We start from the raw sequence: 15,470 nt of genomic DNA on the forward strand, positions 1-15,470 counted from the left end.
CGAGGAAGAAGCCAAGCGTAAGGCCGAGGAAGAAGCCAAGCGTAAGGCCGAGGAAGAAGCCAAGCGTAAGGCCGAGGCAGCCGCTCAGAGCAGCCTCGATCGCGCCATCGCTGGTGAGGCCGAGGCGGCAGCCAACGCCGAGCAAGCCCAGCAAGCGGCCAATGGCTTCATCAACCTTGTTCGGCAGGCTGTCGAGCAGGCTTGGGTGATCCCGCCTAATGTGGGAAATAACGCCAATGCGCTGGTGGCGATTCGCCTGGGGCCTTCCGGTGAAGTCTTCTCGGCCAGTATCGCCCGCAGCAGTGGCAACAGTGCCTTCGATCGCGCGGCGATCCAGGCGGTGGAGTCCGCCGCACCATTTTCCGAGTTGCGTGAATTGCCCGCGTCGGTCCAGCGGGACTATCGTGAGTTCAACCTCAACTTCCGTCCGGGGGACATTCGCTGATGAGAGCCTTGATGACCACCTGGCTGGCGGCATTGCTGCTATTTTGCACACCGCTTGCTCAGGCCGAACTGACCATCGACATCACCCGTGGCAATGAGCAGGCCACTCCCATCGCGGTGGTACCATTCGCCGAAGGTGCCAATCTGCCCGAAGACCTGGCTCAGATCATTGCCGACGACCTGGAGCGCAGCGGCTACTTCGCTCCTCTCGAACGTGGGGCGATGTTCGAGAAGCCTTCCAGCAGCGATGAGGTGCGCTTCGGCGATTGGCAGGCCCTGGATACTCGCTACATGGTGGTGGGCCGCGTCTCTCGCGAGGGAGAGGGCGTTCGCGTGCGCTACGAGTTGATGGATGTCAGCGGGGAGTCGCGCATGCTGGGCGAGACCGTCACGGCGAGTTCCGGCCAGCTTCGCGCCGCCGCGCACCGTATCAGCGACCAGGTCTTCGAAGCGATCACCGACATTCGCGGGGCCTTTTCCACGCGTATCGCTTATGTCACCTCCGAAGGAGTCGGCGATAACATGTCGTTCAAGCTGTTCGTTGCCGATGCCGACGGTCACAACAGCCAGCAGGCGTTGAGCTCGGACGAGCCGATCATGTCGCCGTCCTGGTCACCGGATGGCAGCAAACTGGCCTATGTCTCGTTCGAGAGCGAGCGCCCAGCCATCTATGTACAGGAAGTCAGCAGCGGTCGCCGCGTGAAACTGACCTCCTTCGAGGGCCTGAACAGTGCACCGAGCTGGTCGCCGGATGGCCGCAAGCTGGCCATGGCGCTGTCCCGCGACGGCCAGCCGGAAATCTATACCATCGATATTGGCTCGCGTGACCTGCAGCGGATCACCAACAGCCCTAGCATCGAGACCGAGCCTTCCTGGTCGCCGGATGGCCGCAGCCTGATCTATACCTCGGATCGTAGCGGTGGGCCGCAGATCTATCGCCAGGCGCTGGGTGGTGGTGAGCCCGAGCGCCTGACCTTTACCGGCAACTATAATGCCCGGGCGCGTTTTGCGCCGGACGGTGAGGCGATTTTCCTGATCCACAAGGGCAATAATGGCTATCAGGTCGCCCGGCAGGATCTGGACAACGGTCGACTGGTCGAGATTAGCGATGCCCAGCAGGCTGAATCGCCCAGTGTCGCGCCGAATGGCACCATGGTAATCTTCGCCACCCAGCAGGGAAGTCGAGGTGTGCTGGGGGCAGTATCCGCGGATGGACGCGCTTCATTCCGGTTGCCCGCAGCTCAGGGTGACGTACGCGAACCGGCGTGGTCACCGTTTCTGAACTGATCGATCTCAGTAGCGCAAGGAGTCCTACAATGCAACTCAAGCCCTATGCCCGGTCCTTGGCCGTCGCCTTCTCCCTGGCCTTCGTCGCCGGTTGCTCCAGCACCGGTGGCACCCAGGATGGTTCCATGTCTGGAAGTGGTACGGCCAGCGGTTCAGGAGCGGGTGCCAGTGGTACCGGAACTGGCCAGGTCAGTGGTAGTGGCCTGGGCGATGGTTCCGGCCAGATGGCCGATTCCCGCATTCCCGAGGTGCGTACCATCTATTTCGCCTTCGATAGCGACGCCATCCGTCCCGAGTTCCAGTCAGTGCTGAATGCGCACGCCCGTTTCCTGCGCAACAACCCCAACGCCAACGTGGTCCTGCAGGGGCATACCGACGAGCGCGGCACTCGTGAGTACAACCTCGCCCTCGGCGAGCGTCGTGCCGGTGCCGTCGAGGACTTCTTGAGCGTAGAAGGGGTTTCTCCGTCGCAGGTGGAAGTCGTGAGCTACGGTGAAGAACGTCCCGCTGCCCGTGGCAGTAACGAGGAAGCCTACGCCCAGAACCGTCGGGTCGTCTTCGCCTACTGAGCCGATTCTGAAAAAATGCGGTGAGAAGCGCGCAAGCGCTTCCCCGTGTGGGCGCCGGCGCGGCGCCCACATCCGCGACGAGGGAATACGCGATGAGACAGAGTCTCAAACGACTGTGCGCGCTGGGCGTCCTCGGATTACCGCTGGCCGTGACATTACCAGCCGTGGCTCAGCAACCGGTGGTCAGGGATCTATCCGCCGGCGACAGTAACAATACTTTCTACGACCAGACCGCCACGCGCGAGGAGGCGGGCGGCAGCCTGGTGCTCTTCAATCGCGTGCAGCGCAATCAGGAAGAGTTGCGTCGACTGCGCGGCCAGGTCGAGGAGCTGCGTTATCAGTTGGAGCAACTGCGCGAGCAGACACGCCAACAATACATGGATGTCGAGGATCGTCTGGCGGCGACCGGGGGAGGTCCTTCGGCCCCGGCAAGCCAAGCATCGTCGCCCAGTGCATCGGACGAGACGGAGTTGGCAACGCCCGACACCTCATCCTCGTCGGACCAGGCTGCCTCGGGCAGTGACAACGCGGGTCGCGAGGCGTACCAGGCGGCCTTCGCCAAGGTGCAGGAGCGGGATTTCGATGCTGCCAAGCAGGCCTTCCAGTCCTTCATCGACGAGTACCCGCAGAGCGGGCTGACCGCCAATGCCTATTACTGGCTTGGTGAACTGCACTCCGCAGAGTCCGAGCTGGATGCGGCGGCGGACGCTTTCGGCCGGGTCATCGAGTCCTATCCCGACAGCAACAAGGTACCGGACGCTCTCTACAAGCTGGGGCTGCTCAAGGCGCGCCAGGGAGATACCGAGGCCAGCCGCGAGCTGCTCGATCGGGTGCAGAATGATTATCCCGACAGCAGTGCTGCCAGCCTTGCCGAGGATTTCCTGAGGCAATCGGGCAACTGACCCGCGCGAGGTGAGCCATGATGCCCTGCAAGATCGATTATGAACCCGCTGATGACCTGCTCGCCGATCGTGTCATCCTCGTGACCGGCGCCGGTGATGGCATCGGTCGAGCCGCCGCCCTGAGCTATGCTCGCCATGGTGCCACCGTGATTCTGCTCGGGCGAACCATCGCCAAGCTGGAGAAGGTCTACGACGAGATCGAGTCGGCGGGCTGTCCTCAACCGGCGATCTTCCCGCTTAACGTCGAAGGAGCGACGCTCAAGGACTTCCACGAGATGGCCGAAACGCTCGATGGGGAGTTCGGCCGCCTGGACGGCATCCTGCACAACGCCGGCTTGTTGGGGCGCATCACACCCTTCGAACAGTACGATCCCGCCTTGTGGGAGCAGGTCATGCAGGTCAATGTCAATGGGCCGCTATGGATGACCCAGGCGTTGCTGCCGCTGTTGCGTGCTTCGCGGGATGCCTCGGTGATATTCACTTCATCGAGCGTGGGACGAAAGGGGCGCGCCTATTGGGGAGCCTATTCGGTGTCGAAGTTTGCCACCGAGGGGTTCGTGGAGGTGCTGGCCGAGGAGGTCGAGCACCTTGGCAGCCTGCGCATCAATAGCCTCAACCCGGGTGCGACCCGCACCGCCATGCGCAAGTCTGCCTATCCAGGTGAAGATCCCATGACCCTGCGAGCCCCGGAGGACATCATGCCCACCTATCTGTGGCTGATGGGGCCGGACAGCCAGGGCCACAACGGCGAGAAGTTCGACGCCCAGCCGCCCCGCAACTGAGCGACGTTGGAGCAAGGCAAGGCTCGCTACCGGCATGCATGGTCGGTGAGCAGGGCCTTTGCCAACTCCTCGGCGGTATCGACGCACAGATCCGCCGACCAGCCGCGATGGTCGTTTTCCACTTCCATGTAACCGTATCCCACCGCCACGGCGGTCATGCCGGCGGCGTGAGCGGCTTCGATGTCGCGTCGATGGTCGCCGACATACCAGCAACGCTCGGGCACAACGCCGAGGCGGCGCGCCGCTTCAAGCAAGGGGGCCGGATCCGGCTTCTTGACCGGCAGATCGTCGGCACACAACAGCACATCGGGATGCAGGCCGAGTTCAGCCTCCACGAGCTCAGCCACTAGAGGGACCGCGTAGGCCCGAGGCTTGTTGGTGACGATGCCCCAAGGGCGTCCCGCCTCCACCCAGGTTTTGAGCAGTCGATCCAGCGGCGGAAAAACGACGCTGTCGATGGCCACCGCTTCGCCATAGCGGGCCAGCAGAAAATCCCTGGCCGTCCCGTGGTCGGGGTGGTCCTTGTCAAGCCCGAGCGCCAAGGTTACCAGGGCACTGCCGCCATTGGACACCTGGGTGCGGATTGTCGGATAGGGTAGGGCCGGCATTCCGTGATGTGCGCGCAGGGCATTGGTGGCACGTGCCAGGTCCGGCGCGGTATCCACCAGGGTGCCATCCAGGTCGAAGAGCAGCGCTTCGGGCTGTGGCAGGGCAGAAGTCAAAGCGCCTCCCGCCGGCAATGCATGAGGTAGTTGACCGAAACATCATTGGCCGACAAGCGGTAGCGGCGCGTCAGCGGCTGATAGGTGAGTCCACTCTGCTCACAGACCTCGAGCCCAGCATCCCGCGCCCAGGCGGCGAGTTCCGAAGGACGGATGAACCGGGCGTAATCGTGGGTCCCTCGAGGAAGCATGCGCAGCAGGTACTCGGCGCCGATGACCGCCAGCGCATAGGCCTTGGGGTGACGGTTGAGGGTCGAGAAGAAGATCTGTCCGCCGGGCTTGGCCAACCGGGCGCAAGCCCGCACGACGGATGCTGGGTCAGGGACATGCTCGAGCATTTCCAGGCAGGCGACGACATCGAATTCCCCTGGATGTTGTTCGGCCATGTCCTCGACGCTGATGCACCGATAGTCGACGTCGGCCCCTGATTGCTCGGCGTGCTGCCTGGCCACGGCGAGCGGAGCCTCGCCAAGATCGATGCCGGTGACAATACCGCCCCGGTGCGCCATGGCCTCGGCCAGAATGCCACCGCCGCAGCCCACATCGATTACCCGCCGCTCGGCCAGTCCCGCGCGGGCATCGATGAAATCGAGTCGCAGTGGGTTGATGTCATGTAGTGGCTTGAACTCGCCGGTGGGGTCCCACCAGCGGTCGGCCAGGGCTTCGAACTTGGCGATCTCCGCCGCGTCGACGTTGCCCATGTGGGACTGGCTTGCCGTCATTGTCCTCTCCATTGGATTTGGCTGGCTCGCCGCGGTGGCGAACCTGGGCTCATTCGGTATCATGGAGCATGATACCCGTTCCGGGGAGCGCATTCCCATGCCGCTTCTCGATTTCATTCGCCCGTGACATGACAAGGACCGATTCATGATCCGCAAGGCTGTTCTACCCGTTGCCGGTTTTGGCACCCGTTGCCTGCCCGCCTCCAAGGCGATTCCCAAGGAAATGATCACCATCGTCGATCGTCCAGTGATCCAGTACGTGGTCCAGGAAGCGGTGGACGCGGGTATTCGCGACATTGTGCTGGTTACCCACGGCAGCAAGAGTGCCATCGAGAACCACTTCGACAAGCACTTCGAGCTCGAGGCCAGCCTCGAGGCCAAGGGCAAGTGGGAACTGCTGGAAGAATTGCGCGCCATCGTGCCTTCCTACGTCAACATCATCAGCGTACGCCAGCCCGAACCGCTTGGGCTCGGCCATGCGGTGCTCTGTGCCCGTCCGGTGATCGGCGATGATGAGCCCTTTGCCGTGTTGCTGCCGGATGTCCTGGTCGACGACAGCGATCTGAGCGGTGGCAACGATCTGGCCGGCATGGTGGCATCCTTCGAACACAGCGATCGCAGTCAGCTGATGGTCGAGGAAGTGCCCCGCGACATGGTGCACAAGTATGGCATCGTGGCACCCGAGGGTGAGGCGCCGGTGGCCGGAGAGGCCTGCCCGTTGGCGGGTGTTGTCGAAAAGCCGGCAAAGGAAGACGCTCCTTCCAACCTGGCCGTGATCGGTCGCTATATCCTGCCGGGACGGATCTTTCCCCTGCTGGCCGAGACGCCCCCCGGCGCTGGTGACGAGATCCAGCTCACCGATGCCATCGAGACGCTGCGCCGCGAGGAGGGCGTGGATGCCTGGCGGATGCGCGGGCGTACCTATGACTGCGGCCACCAGCTCGGCTATCTGGAGGCCATCCTGGCCTACGGGCGTCGTCATCCCAGCTACGGTGAAGGCTTCCGTGACCTGCTCACTCGTTACACTGGCGAGGAGTAAAGGATGCGCGTCGTCGTCATCGGCAGTGAGCTGGCCGCCGCCACGGCGGCGGCGGCTCTTTCCTGGGTGGGGCATGATGTGGTGTGGCGCCCTCACACTTCCTCGGATTGGAATGCGCTCGCGGCCAGTGCCTGGCTGAACAGCGAGCCCGAACTACGATCCAGTCTCGAGGAAGGGCGCCAACACGGCAAGCTCGATATTCTACAACCCGAGGAGGCGATTCCGAACGCGGAGCCATATGAAGTACTGTGGCTGGCTCTCTCCCCGGAGCAGCGCGATGATGGCGGTGACCTGGTCGCCGCCATCACACCCTGCCTGTCGGAATCGGCGGTCCTTATCAACAATTCCACCTTTCCGGTGGGCGAAACCGAAGCGCTGGAAGCTCGGCTCGGCGATGCACGTCGGACTGCCGTGGCCTTGGCCGATCTGCTCGAGGAGGGCCGTGCCTGGGAAACCTTCACGCGACCCTCGCGTTGGTTATTGGGCTGCGATGACGATCGCGCCGAACATCAGGTACGCGAGCTGCTGCGTGCGTTCAACCGCCGACGCGACGTCTTCCAGCGCATGCCCAGGCGGGCCGCCGAGCTGAGCAAGCTGGCCATCAACGGCATGCTCGCCACGCGCATCAGCTACATGAACGAGATCGCCGGCCTGGCCGACAGCCTGGGCGTCGATGTCGAGTATGTACGGCAGGGAATGGGGGCCGATACGCGCATCGGCTACGAATATCTCTATCCGGGCTGCGGTTTCGGTGGTCCCAGCTTTTCCCGCGGCCTGATGCGGCTTGCCGATGTGCAGTCGGCTAGCGGCCGCCACTCGCTATTGCTGGATCAAGTGCTCGATATCAACGAGCACAAGAAGGAGACGCTGTTCCGCAAGCTGTGGGCTCACTACCACGGATGCCTGGAAGGCAAGACAGTGGCCATCTGGGGCGCGGCCTTCAAGCCGGGTACGGCGCGTATCGACCACGCGCCGGTATTGACGCTGTTGCGTGCGCTTTGGGCGCAGGGCGTGCATGTTCGCCTTCACGATCCGGCGGCCATCGCGGCGCTGCGTGACAAGGTCGGCGAACATCCGCTGTTGAGCTGCTTCGATGGAGATCCCCGTGAAGCTACCGAAGGGGCCGATGCCTTGATGCTGGTCACTGAATGGAAGGCGTACTGGAATCCGGACTGGCAGCACCTGGCCTCCCAGCTTGCCGGGCGTCTGTTGCTGGATGGCCGCAATATCTACGATCCCCGCTATGTGGCCTCCATGGGGCTGCATTATCGGGGAATCGGAAGAAGCGCCGATCCATGAGTCAGCTCGATTTGCTCACGACGTAAATCGAGGCCAACTTTTTAGATGAAGGCGCCAAAACAAAACGGCCCCGCCATAAGGCGGGGCCGTTGTCGTTCGCGAGGCCGCGTTGGATCAGGCGAAGTTCTGGGCCACGAACTCCCAGTTCAAAACCTTCCAGATGTTTTCCAGGTACTTGCGCCGCGCGTTCCGGTAGTCGATGTAGTAGGCATGTTCCCAGACATCGACGCTCAGCAGAGGCGTGCGGCCGTGGGCGATGGGGCAGTCGGCATCGTCGCTGTTGATGATCTCCACTCCGCCGTCATCGGTCTTGACCAGCCAGGTCCAGCCGGAGCCGAAATTGCTCATGGCCTTGTCATTGAACGCTTCCTTGAAGTTCTCGAAGGAACCGTATCGAGCCTCGATGGCCTCGGCCAGCACACCACTGGGTTTGCCTTTCCCCTTCGGAGACAGGCAGTGCCAGTAGAAGCTATGGTTCCAGGCTTGGGCCGCCTGATTGAACAAGGGGCCGGAAGACGACGTGATGATCTCTTCCAGTGACTTTTCGGCGTCCGCCGTGCCCTCGATCAGTTGGTTGAGTCGGGTAATGTAGGCCTGGTGATGCTTGCCGTAGTGATACTCGAGAGTTTCGGCGGAAATATACGGTTCCAGGGCGTTCTTCTCGTAAGGCAGTGCAGGCAATTCGAAGGCCATTGTCGGATATTTCCTCGTCGTAACGGTGATCGGGATAAGGCGTCGGGAAGGGAGGCGGAGCTCCGGGGCAGATGTTATATCGGTGCTCGTTGATATTTCACCGTTCGCTCCACCGACAAAAAACTTTACACTATTCAGCGTGCTGTGCCTGTCCACTTGGCAGCATCATATCACCCGCTCCCGGGTGGCCCAATTCCGGTGACGGGTTGCGCAGGCCTTGAGCAAACTCCGGCACAGCCGCACTCATCCGTCTCACCGCCCAAGGAGATCGTCATGGCAGAGCGCCCGGAAGATAGCCGGTTCCACCGACCGATCGTTCCGGACCCGGATGCCAGTCTGGCCGGCCATCGTGCGCCTTCTTATCGTAGGGTTCGCCTATGGCCACTGTGGTGCCTGATCCTGTTGTTGGTGTTGATGCTGGCCGGCCTGGCCGGCGCTGGCTGGCTGTTTCATCAGGATATACAGCAGAGGCTGACCCGCCTTGGAGGCGAGTTGTCCAATGTGCATGCGCGCTTCGATGCCGAGGAAGGGCGTGGCGAGGCGTTGGCCTCGCTCGAGGAACGCCTGGAGGCGCTAGAGACGCACCAGGAAACGGTCGACACCCGCATCGAGGAACGGCTGACACGCTGGGAGGATGAGGTGCTGTCCTCCATCGAGGGTCGTCAGGAAGAACTCTCCGGGCGCGTGTCGAGCCTGTCGGAAGAGGCCGAAGTGCGCGACGAGACCCTGTCAGCAGTGCGTAACTCGCTTGATGCCCTGGAGCGTGCCGGCGAAGAGGGGCGTGGCGCACTGCAGGAGCGTCTCTCCACGCTGGAAGACGCTCTCGAAGCCAACGAGTCGCGCCTCGCCGATCAGGCTCAGCGTGCCGATGAACGCTTTTCGAGCCTGGGTGCCGATCTGCAGGAATTGGATGAACGGCTGTCGGGCCTGGAAGGCGACATTGAAGCCTTCTCCGGTTCGCGAGAAGATGCGCGTAGCCAGGTGGCGACGCTGTCGTCACGCTTGGAGGAAGTACAGATGGAGCTGCGTGATCTGCGTCAGACACAACTGGCGTTGAGTGCTCAGCTGGAAGCCCTGCGGTAGTCATGAGATGTCAGGAAGACTTCGCTATTATGGATAATCGCGTGTTCATACGCCTCGGGGCCGGAGCCCTGTGCCTTGGCGTGGCGGCGCCGGCCCTGGCGCTGGATGCCTCGATCGAGGGCGTCGAGGACAAATTGGCCGACAACATCGAGATATATCTCGATGGCCTGGACGAATCCCAGTACCAGGCCGAACGGCTCGAGGCCGAGGTCCGTCGCCTCGTCTCCGAGGCGTTGCGCCCCTTTGGCTACTACGAGCCCAGCCTGACCGTGCGTTTCGACGATCCCGAATCGCCTACCCGGGTCGATCTGGACATCGACAAGGGCGAGCCGGTGCGCATCGAGCAACTGAATTTCGCGGTGGAAGGGGCGGCTGCCGAGGATTCCCCCTTCGCCAAGGCCATCGAGGCCTATCCGCAGAAGAAAGGGGACGTACTGCAGCACGCGCCCTACGATGCCCTACGCAGCGAACTCTCGGGGCTGGCATTGCAACGTGGCTATTTCGATTGGCGTTTCACCCAACGGCGCCTGGAAGTGCGGCCCTGGGATCATAGTGCCCGTTTGTCGCTAGGGCTGGATAGCGGGCAGCGCTACCATTTCGGCAAGGTCTATTTCCGCGGCCAGCATATCGAACCCGAGCGGCTGCAGAACCTGGTGCCCTTCGAAGAGGGAGCTCCTTATCTCGCCGGCCAGGTAGCGCGTCTCAACCAGAACCTTGGTCAGACCGAGTGGTTCGGCTCGGTCAGCGTGCGACCGCGACTCGACCAGGGGCCACAGGCTCTGGCTCTCCCCCCCCAGGAAGCTGGCTGGTGGCACTCGCTGGACGTCGCGGATATTCCTCCGGCACCACCTGCTCCGCCACGCATCAGCTCGCAGGCCCTGGGCGCCGCTGCCGAGCTTCAAGCACCCGAGACGCCCCAGGTGCCCATCGATGTACTGGTCACACCGGCCGATCGTCACCAGTTCGAAACCGGCATCGGCTATGCCACCGATGTCGGCCCCCGGGCCCGACTCACCTGGAATCAGCCCTGGATCAACCGTTACGGCCACAGCTGGAACCACGACCTTTATGTCTCTGGCCCCGAACAGAAGTTCAGTGGCACCTATACCATGCCGCTCGAGGATCCGCTGCGGGACAGCTACGAACTGCAGTACGGGATTCGCAACAAGGACAGCGAGGATACCGAGTCCCTGGAAGCCAGCGTCGAGTTCGGGCGCCGCTGGAAGTTCGACAACGGCTGGGAACAGTACCTCTATGTACGCAGTACCTATGAAGACTTCACCCAGGCAGGAGAGTCCAACCAGGTACTGCTGCTGTATCCCGGTGTGCGCTGGTCACGGACTCGGACACGCAACCCGACCTTCCCGACCTGGGGGGATCGTCAGCAGCTCACCGTCCAGTATTCCAACGAGGCCTGGGGGTCGGACGCCGAGTTCTTGAGAATCAACGGCGATACCCAGTGGATTCGCATGCTCGGTGACGACAATCGCTTCGTCGGCCGTCTCGGGGTCGGCAGCGTGAGTACCGATGACTTCAGTAATGTACCGCCTTCGCTGCGTTTCTTCGTCGGTGGCGACAACAGCGTGCGTGGCTATTCCTACGAAAGCCTGTCCCCGGAAGACGACGAGGGGCGCCTGATCGGTGGCAAGCAGCGTTTTGTGGCCAGCGTCGAAGCGCAGCGCCGCATCGCTGACAAATGGTGGCTGGCCTCCTTCGTGGATACCGGCGATGCCTTCACCGACTGGTGGCCAGAGCAGCTCAAGACCGGGGCCGGACTGGGGGTTCGATGGATCTCGCCGGTGGGGCCGATTCGCTTCGATGTTGCCCATCCCTTCGATGACGATGATGCCTATCGCATCCACTTTTCCATCGGACCAGAATTCTGAGAGGCCCTCACGTGAGAGTACGTCGTCTGACCTGGGCTCTGGCCCGTCTAGTGATCCTGATACCGCTCTGGCTCATCGGCTTGCTGTCGCTGTTGCTCGGTCTGGCCCTTTCTCCCTGGGGCACAGGCCTGTTGCTCGATCAGGGCCAGCGCATGGGCTTCTACGAATTTTCCCGTGCCGAAGGGGCCCCGCTGGATACTTTCATTCTTGAGGACCTGAGTCTCGATGCCGGTTCGGCCAGCGTGGCGATACGACGGCTGGAACTGGCCTGGGCCGATGATTGCCTGCTCGATGGCCGCCTGTGCCTGGATCGTTTCGTTATCGAGGGGGCCCGAGTGCGCCTCGCCTCGAGCGAAGAATCGTCCCCGGCTGAGGACGAAGCGAGCGAGGGCGGTGGTCTGCCCGATCCGATCGAATTGCCGTTCCCCATCGAGCTGCGTGAGCTGGCCCTGAATGATGTAGAGGTGCGCCTGGCCGACGGCACCCAGTTGCGCTGGGATGAGTTCGAGACTGGCGCGACGGCCGAGTCCGACACCCTGCGGTTGCTGCCGACCCGGCTGGAAGGCGCGCGCCTGACCCTGCCGCTTTCGGCGGGGAATCAGTTGGCATTGAGCGAAAGCGAGCATGACGGGCCAATCCTCACAGCGGCGGCCATCGATGCCTCGATTTCCACCCATTCACCGTTGCCTGCCAGTGCCGCCCCTGAGGCCGCCGGCATGGCCAGCCAGTCGCTGGACGAGAAACCGCGCATCGAGCTGCCGGAAATCCATCTGCCACTGGCCGTCGAGGTGCCGGAACTGACAATCGCGGATGCCGCGGTGGAGGGCGCCTTTGCCTATCAACTCGAAGAACTGGCGCTGAGCGTCATGGCACGCGACCAGGAGATCGTCATTTCCCCGCTGTCGGTGGCCAGCCCGGAGGCCGATGCCAGCCTCAAGGCCCGGATGACCTTGAGTGGCAACTATCCCCTTGAAGCGCAGTTGAATGCCGATCTCTACCTCCCCGAGCGCATGCCGGCCCTGGAAGGCGAACGCATCGAGCTCGGCTTGAGTGGCGATCTTGCCGATCTGCAGGTGGACCTGGCCACCACGGGGCCAGTCGAGACGCGTCTCTCCGCCAGGCTCGATGCCCTGGCGCCGACATTGCCCTTTACCGCCAGCTTCCAGAGCCCCGCCTTGCAATGGCCGCTGCCCGGCGCCGAGAACGCCCCCGGCAAAGCTGCCACGGCAGACGATGCCCAGGATGCCGAAGAGGGCGATGGCGAACCGCCAGCTCCCTGGCGCGCCGAGAATCTGTCGCTCAAGGCCGAGGGTAAACTGACCGACTACCGCGTCCAGCTCTCCCTGGCCGCCGAGGGGCCGCAGCTACCGCTCACCCAGCTCGATCTCAGCGGGCGCGGGGACCTGGCCCATTTCATCTGGGAACCCCTGGCGCTCGAGATGGGCGAGGCCAACGTGACCACCCAGGGACGTGTCGACTGGGCCGACGGCCTGGCCGTCGCGGCCAGCCTGGCCCTGCAAAACGTGAACCCCGAGCCCTTCGTCGAGGGGCTAGCGGGCCAGCTCGACGGTGATGCCGAACTTTCCTTCACCCAGGATGCCGATGGCTGGCGGGTCGAGGTACCGTCGCTGAGCGTGGATGGCACTCTGGCCGATTATCCGTTGAAGCTCGACGCGCAACTGGCCGGCGACAGCCGCATGAACTGGGACATCCAGACCCTCGAATTCCGCCAGGGCGACAACCAGCTCAGCGCCAGCGGTCAGGTGGCACCCGAACGACTCGATGTGAACGCCGACCTGGACATGCCGGCGTTGAAGAGCCTGTATCCGGCACTCGCCGGGGCGCTCTCGGGGAGCATCGATGCCTCGGGTAGCCTCGAGGCACCGCAACTGGACCTGGATCTGAACGGCAACGGTCTCGTTTTCGCCGAGAATCGGGTGGGCTCCCTGAACCTGACGGGCGAAGTCGCCGGACTCGAGGATCCAAGTCTCGACCTGGCGCTGAATGCCAAGGGCGTCGAGGCGGGTGGCCAAGCCTTCGACAACATCGACCTGAACCTCGATGGACACCTTTCGGAGCACCGCTTGACGCTGGATGTCGCCGGGCCAGCGGATGGCTTGCTGTCGTCGTTGAATCTGGCCCTGGACGGCGCCATGGATCGCGACCGTCAACACTACAGCGGCCGCCTGACGCCGCTCGAGGCCGAAACCGAATACGGTAGCCTGGCCCTCGACGACGCCCTAGTCTTCGATGCCGATCTCGCCTCGAGCGCGGTGGACGTGCAGCCATTCTGCCTGCGTCGCGCCGAGGGAGGCGGCCTGTGTCTCGAAGAGTCACTGTCGGCATCGCCTGACGCCGGTCGAGCCGTACTGGCCATCCGCGAACTGCCCATGGACCTGATCAACGACGCCATGCCGCCTGGTTGGCGCGTTGACGGCAGCACCGAAGGCGGCCTGGTCGCTCAGTGGTCGCGCGGCGGCGCGGCCTGGCAGGCCGAGGCGGAACTCGACAGCGAAGTCGAGGTTGCCGGGCAGGACGCCTACGGCAATCCCTGGACGGTTCCCGGCACGGGCCTCAATCTCGACCTGCAGGCCAATCAGGCGCGTGCCGATGTCAATCTGGCGCTGACCCTGGGCGACAGCGGAGCGGTGCGTCTGGACCTGGGGGTCGACGACCCCATGGGCGTCGGCCGTCTCGACGGCAACCTCACTGTCGATGACCTGCGCCTGAATCCCTATCGTCCCTTGGTGACAGACGTGAAGACGCTGGAAGGCAGCTTCGGGGGCAATGTCGAGATCACCGGCAACCGCGAACAGCCACGCCTTGATGGGAGTCTCGAGCTGGCCGGCCTGCAGGCCGCGGGGCTGGGCTTACCGCTGACGGTGGAGGACGGACGCCTGACGGTGAATCTGCAAGGCGACAGGGCCGATATCGACGGTTTCCTGGCGAGCGAACGAGGGCGGCTGCAGATCGATGGCGATGCCAGCTGGCCCTCCGCGGATGCCTGGCAGGCCGCTCTCGACCTGCAGGGCCAGGACGAGCCGCTACAGGCGTCACTGCCGGGCTTCGGGCGCCTGCGTCTGGCGCCGGACCTGAGCATCCAGGCCACCCCCGATCGTCTGCGCGTGCGTGGCGAGGTTCGCATCCCCTGGGCGCGGCTGGAAGTCGGCCAGGTACCGGCGTCCGCGCAATCGGTGAGCCCGGACGAGGTGATCGTCACCCGTGAGGAGGTCGAGGCTCGGGAAGCCGCCGAGGCTGCGGGCGAGTCCACCGCCGAAGCCATGGCCGAGGCCGGCATGGCCATGGATGTGCGCGTCACCCTGGCACTCGGCCCCGACATGCGGCTTTCGGCCTACGGCCTCGAGACGGGGCTGGCCGGTAACCTGGAAGTCCGCCAGGCAGGAGGCCCCGTGCAGATCTTCGGCGACGTCAACCTCGAGGATGGGCGCTTCCGCGCCTTCGCCCAGGACCTGGTCATCCGTGAAGGGATTCTCTATTTCAGCGGCCCGCCCGGCGAGCCCCTGCTGGACTTCGAGGCCATCCGCAACCCCGACAGCACCGAAGACGATGTCATCGCCGGCATCCAGGTCTCCGGACCGGCCTCGAGCCCGAGTCTGAAGATCTTCTCCGAGCCGGCCATGGACGAATCCCGCGCACTGTCCTACGTATTGCGCGGTCGTGCACCTGATGCCAGTGGCGGTGCCGATGGCGCCCTGACGTCGGCGCTGATCGGCCTGAGCCTAGGGCAGGCCGGCGGTGCCGTGGGAGCGCTGGGGGAAGCCTTCGGCATCCAGGACCTGCGGCTGGATTCTGCCGGCAGTGGCGATGACAGCCAGGTCGTGGTGACCGGTGACCTGACGGACCGCTTGAGTGTCGGATATGGTGTCGGGGTCTTCTCTCCCATCGCCGAGCTGACTCTGCGCTACAAGCTGTGGCGCAATCTCTACCTGGAAGCCGTCTCCGGCGCTTCCCAGGCTGTGGACTTGATCTATACCTTCAGCCTGCCGGGTGATCCACCGACACTCGAGTGAATGCCAGCAAC

The 15,470-nt window shown here is 63.6% G+C and carries 13 protein-coding genes; 10 read left to right on the forward strand and 3 right to left on the reverse strand.

The window, feature by feature from the left end:
- From tolA to FZZ93_RS11000, 5 genes are all read left to right on the forward strand, one after another.
- A partial coding sequence (gene tolA, locus FZZ93_RS10980) for a cell envelope integrity protein TolA (RefSeq protein WP_149322375.1) occupies positions 1-445 on the forward strand: 445 nt, incomplete at its 5' end.
- On the forward strand, positions 445-1,731 hold the full coding sequence (tolB, locus tag FZZ93_RS10985; protein ID WP_149322376.1) for a Tol-Pal system beta propeller repeat protein TolB: 1,287 nt from the start codon (positions 445-447) through the stop codon (positions 1,729-1,731). The genes tolA and tolB, both read left to right, overlap by 1 nt.
- Before the next feature lie 29 nt (positions 1,732-1,760).
- Complete coding sequence (gene pal, locus FZZ93_RS10990; protein WP_149322377.1) at positions 1,761-2,300, forward strand: peptidoglycan-associated lipoprotein Pal; 540 nt, start codon at positions 1,761-1,763, stop codon at positions 2,298-2,300.
- Between the two features lie 92 nt (positions 2,301-2,392).
- The gene (gene ybgF / locus FZZ93_RS10995; RefSeq protein WP_149322378.1) at positions 2,393-3,202 is read left to right on the forward strand and encodes a tol-pal system protein YbgF; all 810 of its coding nucleotides are present in this window, start codon (positions 2,393-2,395) and stop codon (positions 3,200-3,202) included.
- A 20-nt stretch (positions 3,203-3,222) separates the two neighbouring features.
- Positions 3,223-3,984, forward strand: coding sequence for a YciK family oxidoreductase (locus FZZ93_RS11000; RefSeq protein WP_149322520.1), 762 nt, complete (start codon positions 3,223-3,225; stop codon positions 3,982-3,984).
- Between the two features lie 26 nt (positions 3,985-4,010).
- Here FZZ93_RS11000 and FZZ93_RS11005 read toward each other — a convergent pair whose 3' ends face one another.
- Positions 4,011-4,706: an HAD-IA family hydrolase gene (locus FZZ93_RS11005; RefSeq protein WP_149322379.1), complete on the reverse strand. Its 696-nt coding sequence runs from the start codon at positions 4,704-4,706 to the stop codon at positions 4,011-4,013.
- A complete protein-coding gene (gene ubiG, locus FZZ93_RS11010; protein ID WP_149322380.1) occupies positions 4,703-5,428 on the reverse strand; it encodes a bifunctional 2-polyprenyl-6-hydroxyphenol methylase/3-demethylubiquinol 3-O-methyltransferase UbiG in 726 nt (241 codons plus the stop codon). Before ubiG ends, FZZ93_RS11005 begins: the two co-directional genes overlap by 4 nt.
- Before the next feature lie 145 nt (positions 5,429-5,573).
- Between ubiG and galU the strand changes: the two genes are divergently transcribed.
- Positions 5,574-6,467: a UTP--glucose-1-phosphate uridylyltransferase GalU gene (gene galU, locus FZZ93_RS11015; RefSeq protein ID WP_149322381.1), complete on the forward strand. Its 894-nt coding sequence runs from the start codon at positions 5,574-5,576 to the stop codon at positions 6,465-6,467.
- A gap of 3 nt (positions 6,468-6,470) precedes the next feature.
- A complete protein-coding gene (locus tag FZZ93_RS11020; protein ID WP_149322382.1) occupies positions 6,471-7,766 on the forward strand; it encodes a UDP binding domain-containing protein in 1,296 nt (431 codons plus the stop codon).
- Between the two features lie 114 nt (positions 7,767-7,880).
- On the opposite strand, the gene FZZ93_RS11025 is transcribed toward FZZ93_RS11020, so the two are convergent.
- Entirely contained in the window at positions 7,881-8,459 is a 579-nt protein-coding gene (locus FZZ93_RS11025) for a superoxide dismutase (RefSeq protein WP_149322383.1), read from the reverse strand.
- 273 nt (positions 8,460-8,732) lie between these two features.
- On the opposite strand from FZZ93_RS11025, the gene FZZ93_RS11030 reads away from it, so the two are divergent.
- From FZZ93_RS11030 to tamB, 3 genes are read left to right on the forward strand one after another with little or no spacing between them, the layout of a single operon-like run.
- The gene (locus FZZ93_RS11030; RefSeq protein WP_149322384.1) at positions 8,733-9,542 is read left to right on the forward strand and encodes a hypothetical protein; all 810 of its coding nucleotides are present in this window, start codon (positions 8,733-8,735) and stop codon (positions 9,540-9,542) included.
- 41 nt (positions 9,543-9,583) lie between these two features.
- Positions 9,584-11,428 carry an autotransporter assembly complex protein TamA gene (gene tamA, locus FZZ93_RS11035; RefSeq protein WP_281290373.1) on the forward strand — a complete coding sequence of 615 codons (1,845 nt, stop codon included), beginning with the start codon at positions 9,584-9,586 and terminating at the stop codon, positions 11,426-11,428.
- An 11-nt stretch (positions 11,429-11,439) separates the two neighbouring features.
- Positions 11,440-15,459, forward strand: coding sequence for an autotransporter assembly complex protein TamB (tamB, locus tag FZZ93_RS11040; RefSeq protein WP_149322386.1), 4,020 nt, complete (start codon positions 11,440-11,442; stop codon positions 15,457-15,459).
- Positions 15,460-15,470 lie beyond the last annotated feature (11 nt).

Source organism: Halomonas eurihalina (assembly GCF_008274785.1).
In the GTDB taxonomy this organism is placed as follows: Bacteria; Pseudomonadota; Gammaproteobacteria; order Pseudomonadales; family Halomonadaceae; genus Halomonas; species Halomonas eurihalina.

Bases quoted from the DNA above. Each gene is read 5' to 3' on its own strand.
- tolB (WP_149322376.1), top strand. From the start codon at position 445: ATGAGAGCCTTGATGACCACCTGGCTGGCGGCATTGCTGCTATTTTGC.
- pal (WP_149322377.1), top strand. From the start codon at position 1,761: ATGCAACTCAAGCCCTATGCCCGGTCCTTGGCCGTCGCCTTCTCCCTG.
- ybgF (WP_149322378.1), top strand. From the start codon at position 2,393: ATGAGACAGAGTCTCAAACGACTGTGCGCGCTGGGCGTCCTCGGATTA.
- FZZ93_RS11000 (WP_149322520.1), top strand. From the start codon at position 3,223: ATGCCCTGCAAGATCGATTATGAACCCGCTGATGACCTGCTCGCCGAT.
- ubiG (WP_149322380.1), bottom strand. From the start codon at position 5,428: ATGACGGCAAGCCAGTCCCACATGGGCAACGTCGACGCGGCGGAGATC.
- galU (WP_149322381.1), top strand. From the start codon at position 5,574: ATGATCCGCAAGGCTGTTCTACCCGTTGCCGGTTTTGGCACCCGTTGC.
- FZZ93_RS11020 (WP_149322382.1), top strand. From the start codon at position 6,471: ATGCGCGTCGTCGTCATCGGCAGTGAGCTGGCCGCCGCCACGGCGGCG.
- FZZ93_RS11025 (WP_149322383.1), bottom strand. From the start codon at position 8,459: ATGGCCTTCGAATTGCCTGCACTGCCTTACGAGAAGAACGCCCTGGAA.
- FZZ93_RS11030 (WP_149322384.1), top strand. From the start codon at position 8,733: ATGGCAGAGCGCCCGGAAGATAGCCGGTTCCACCGACCGATCGTTCCG.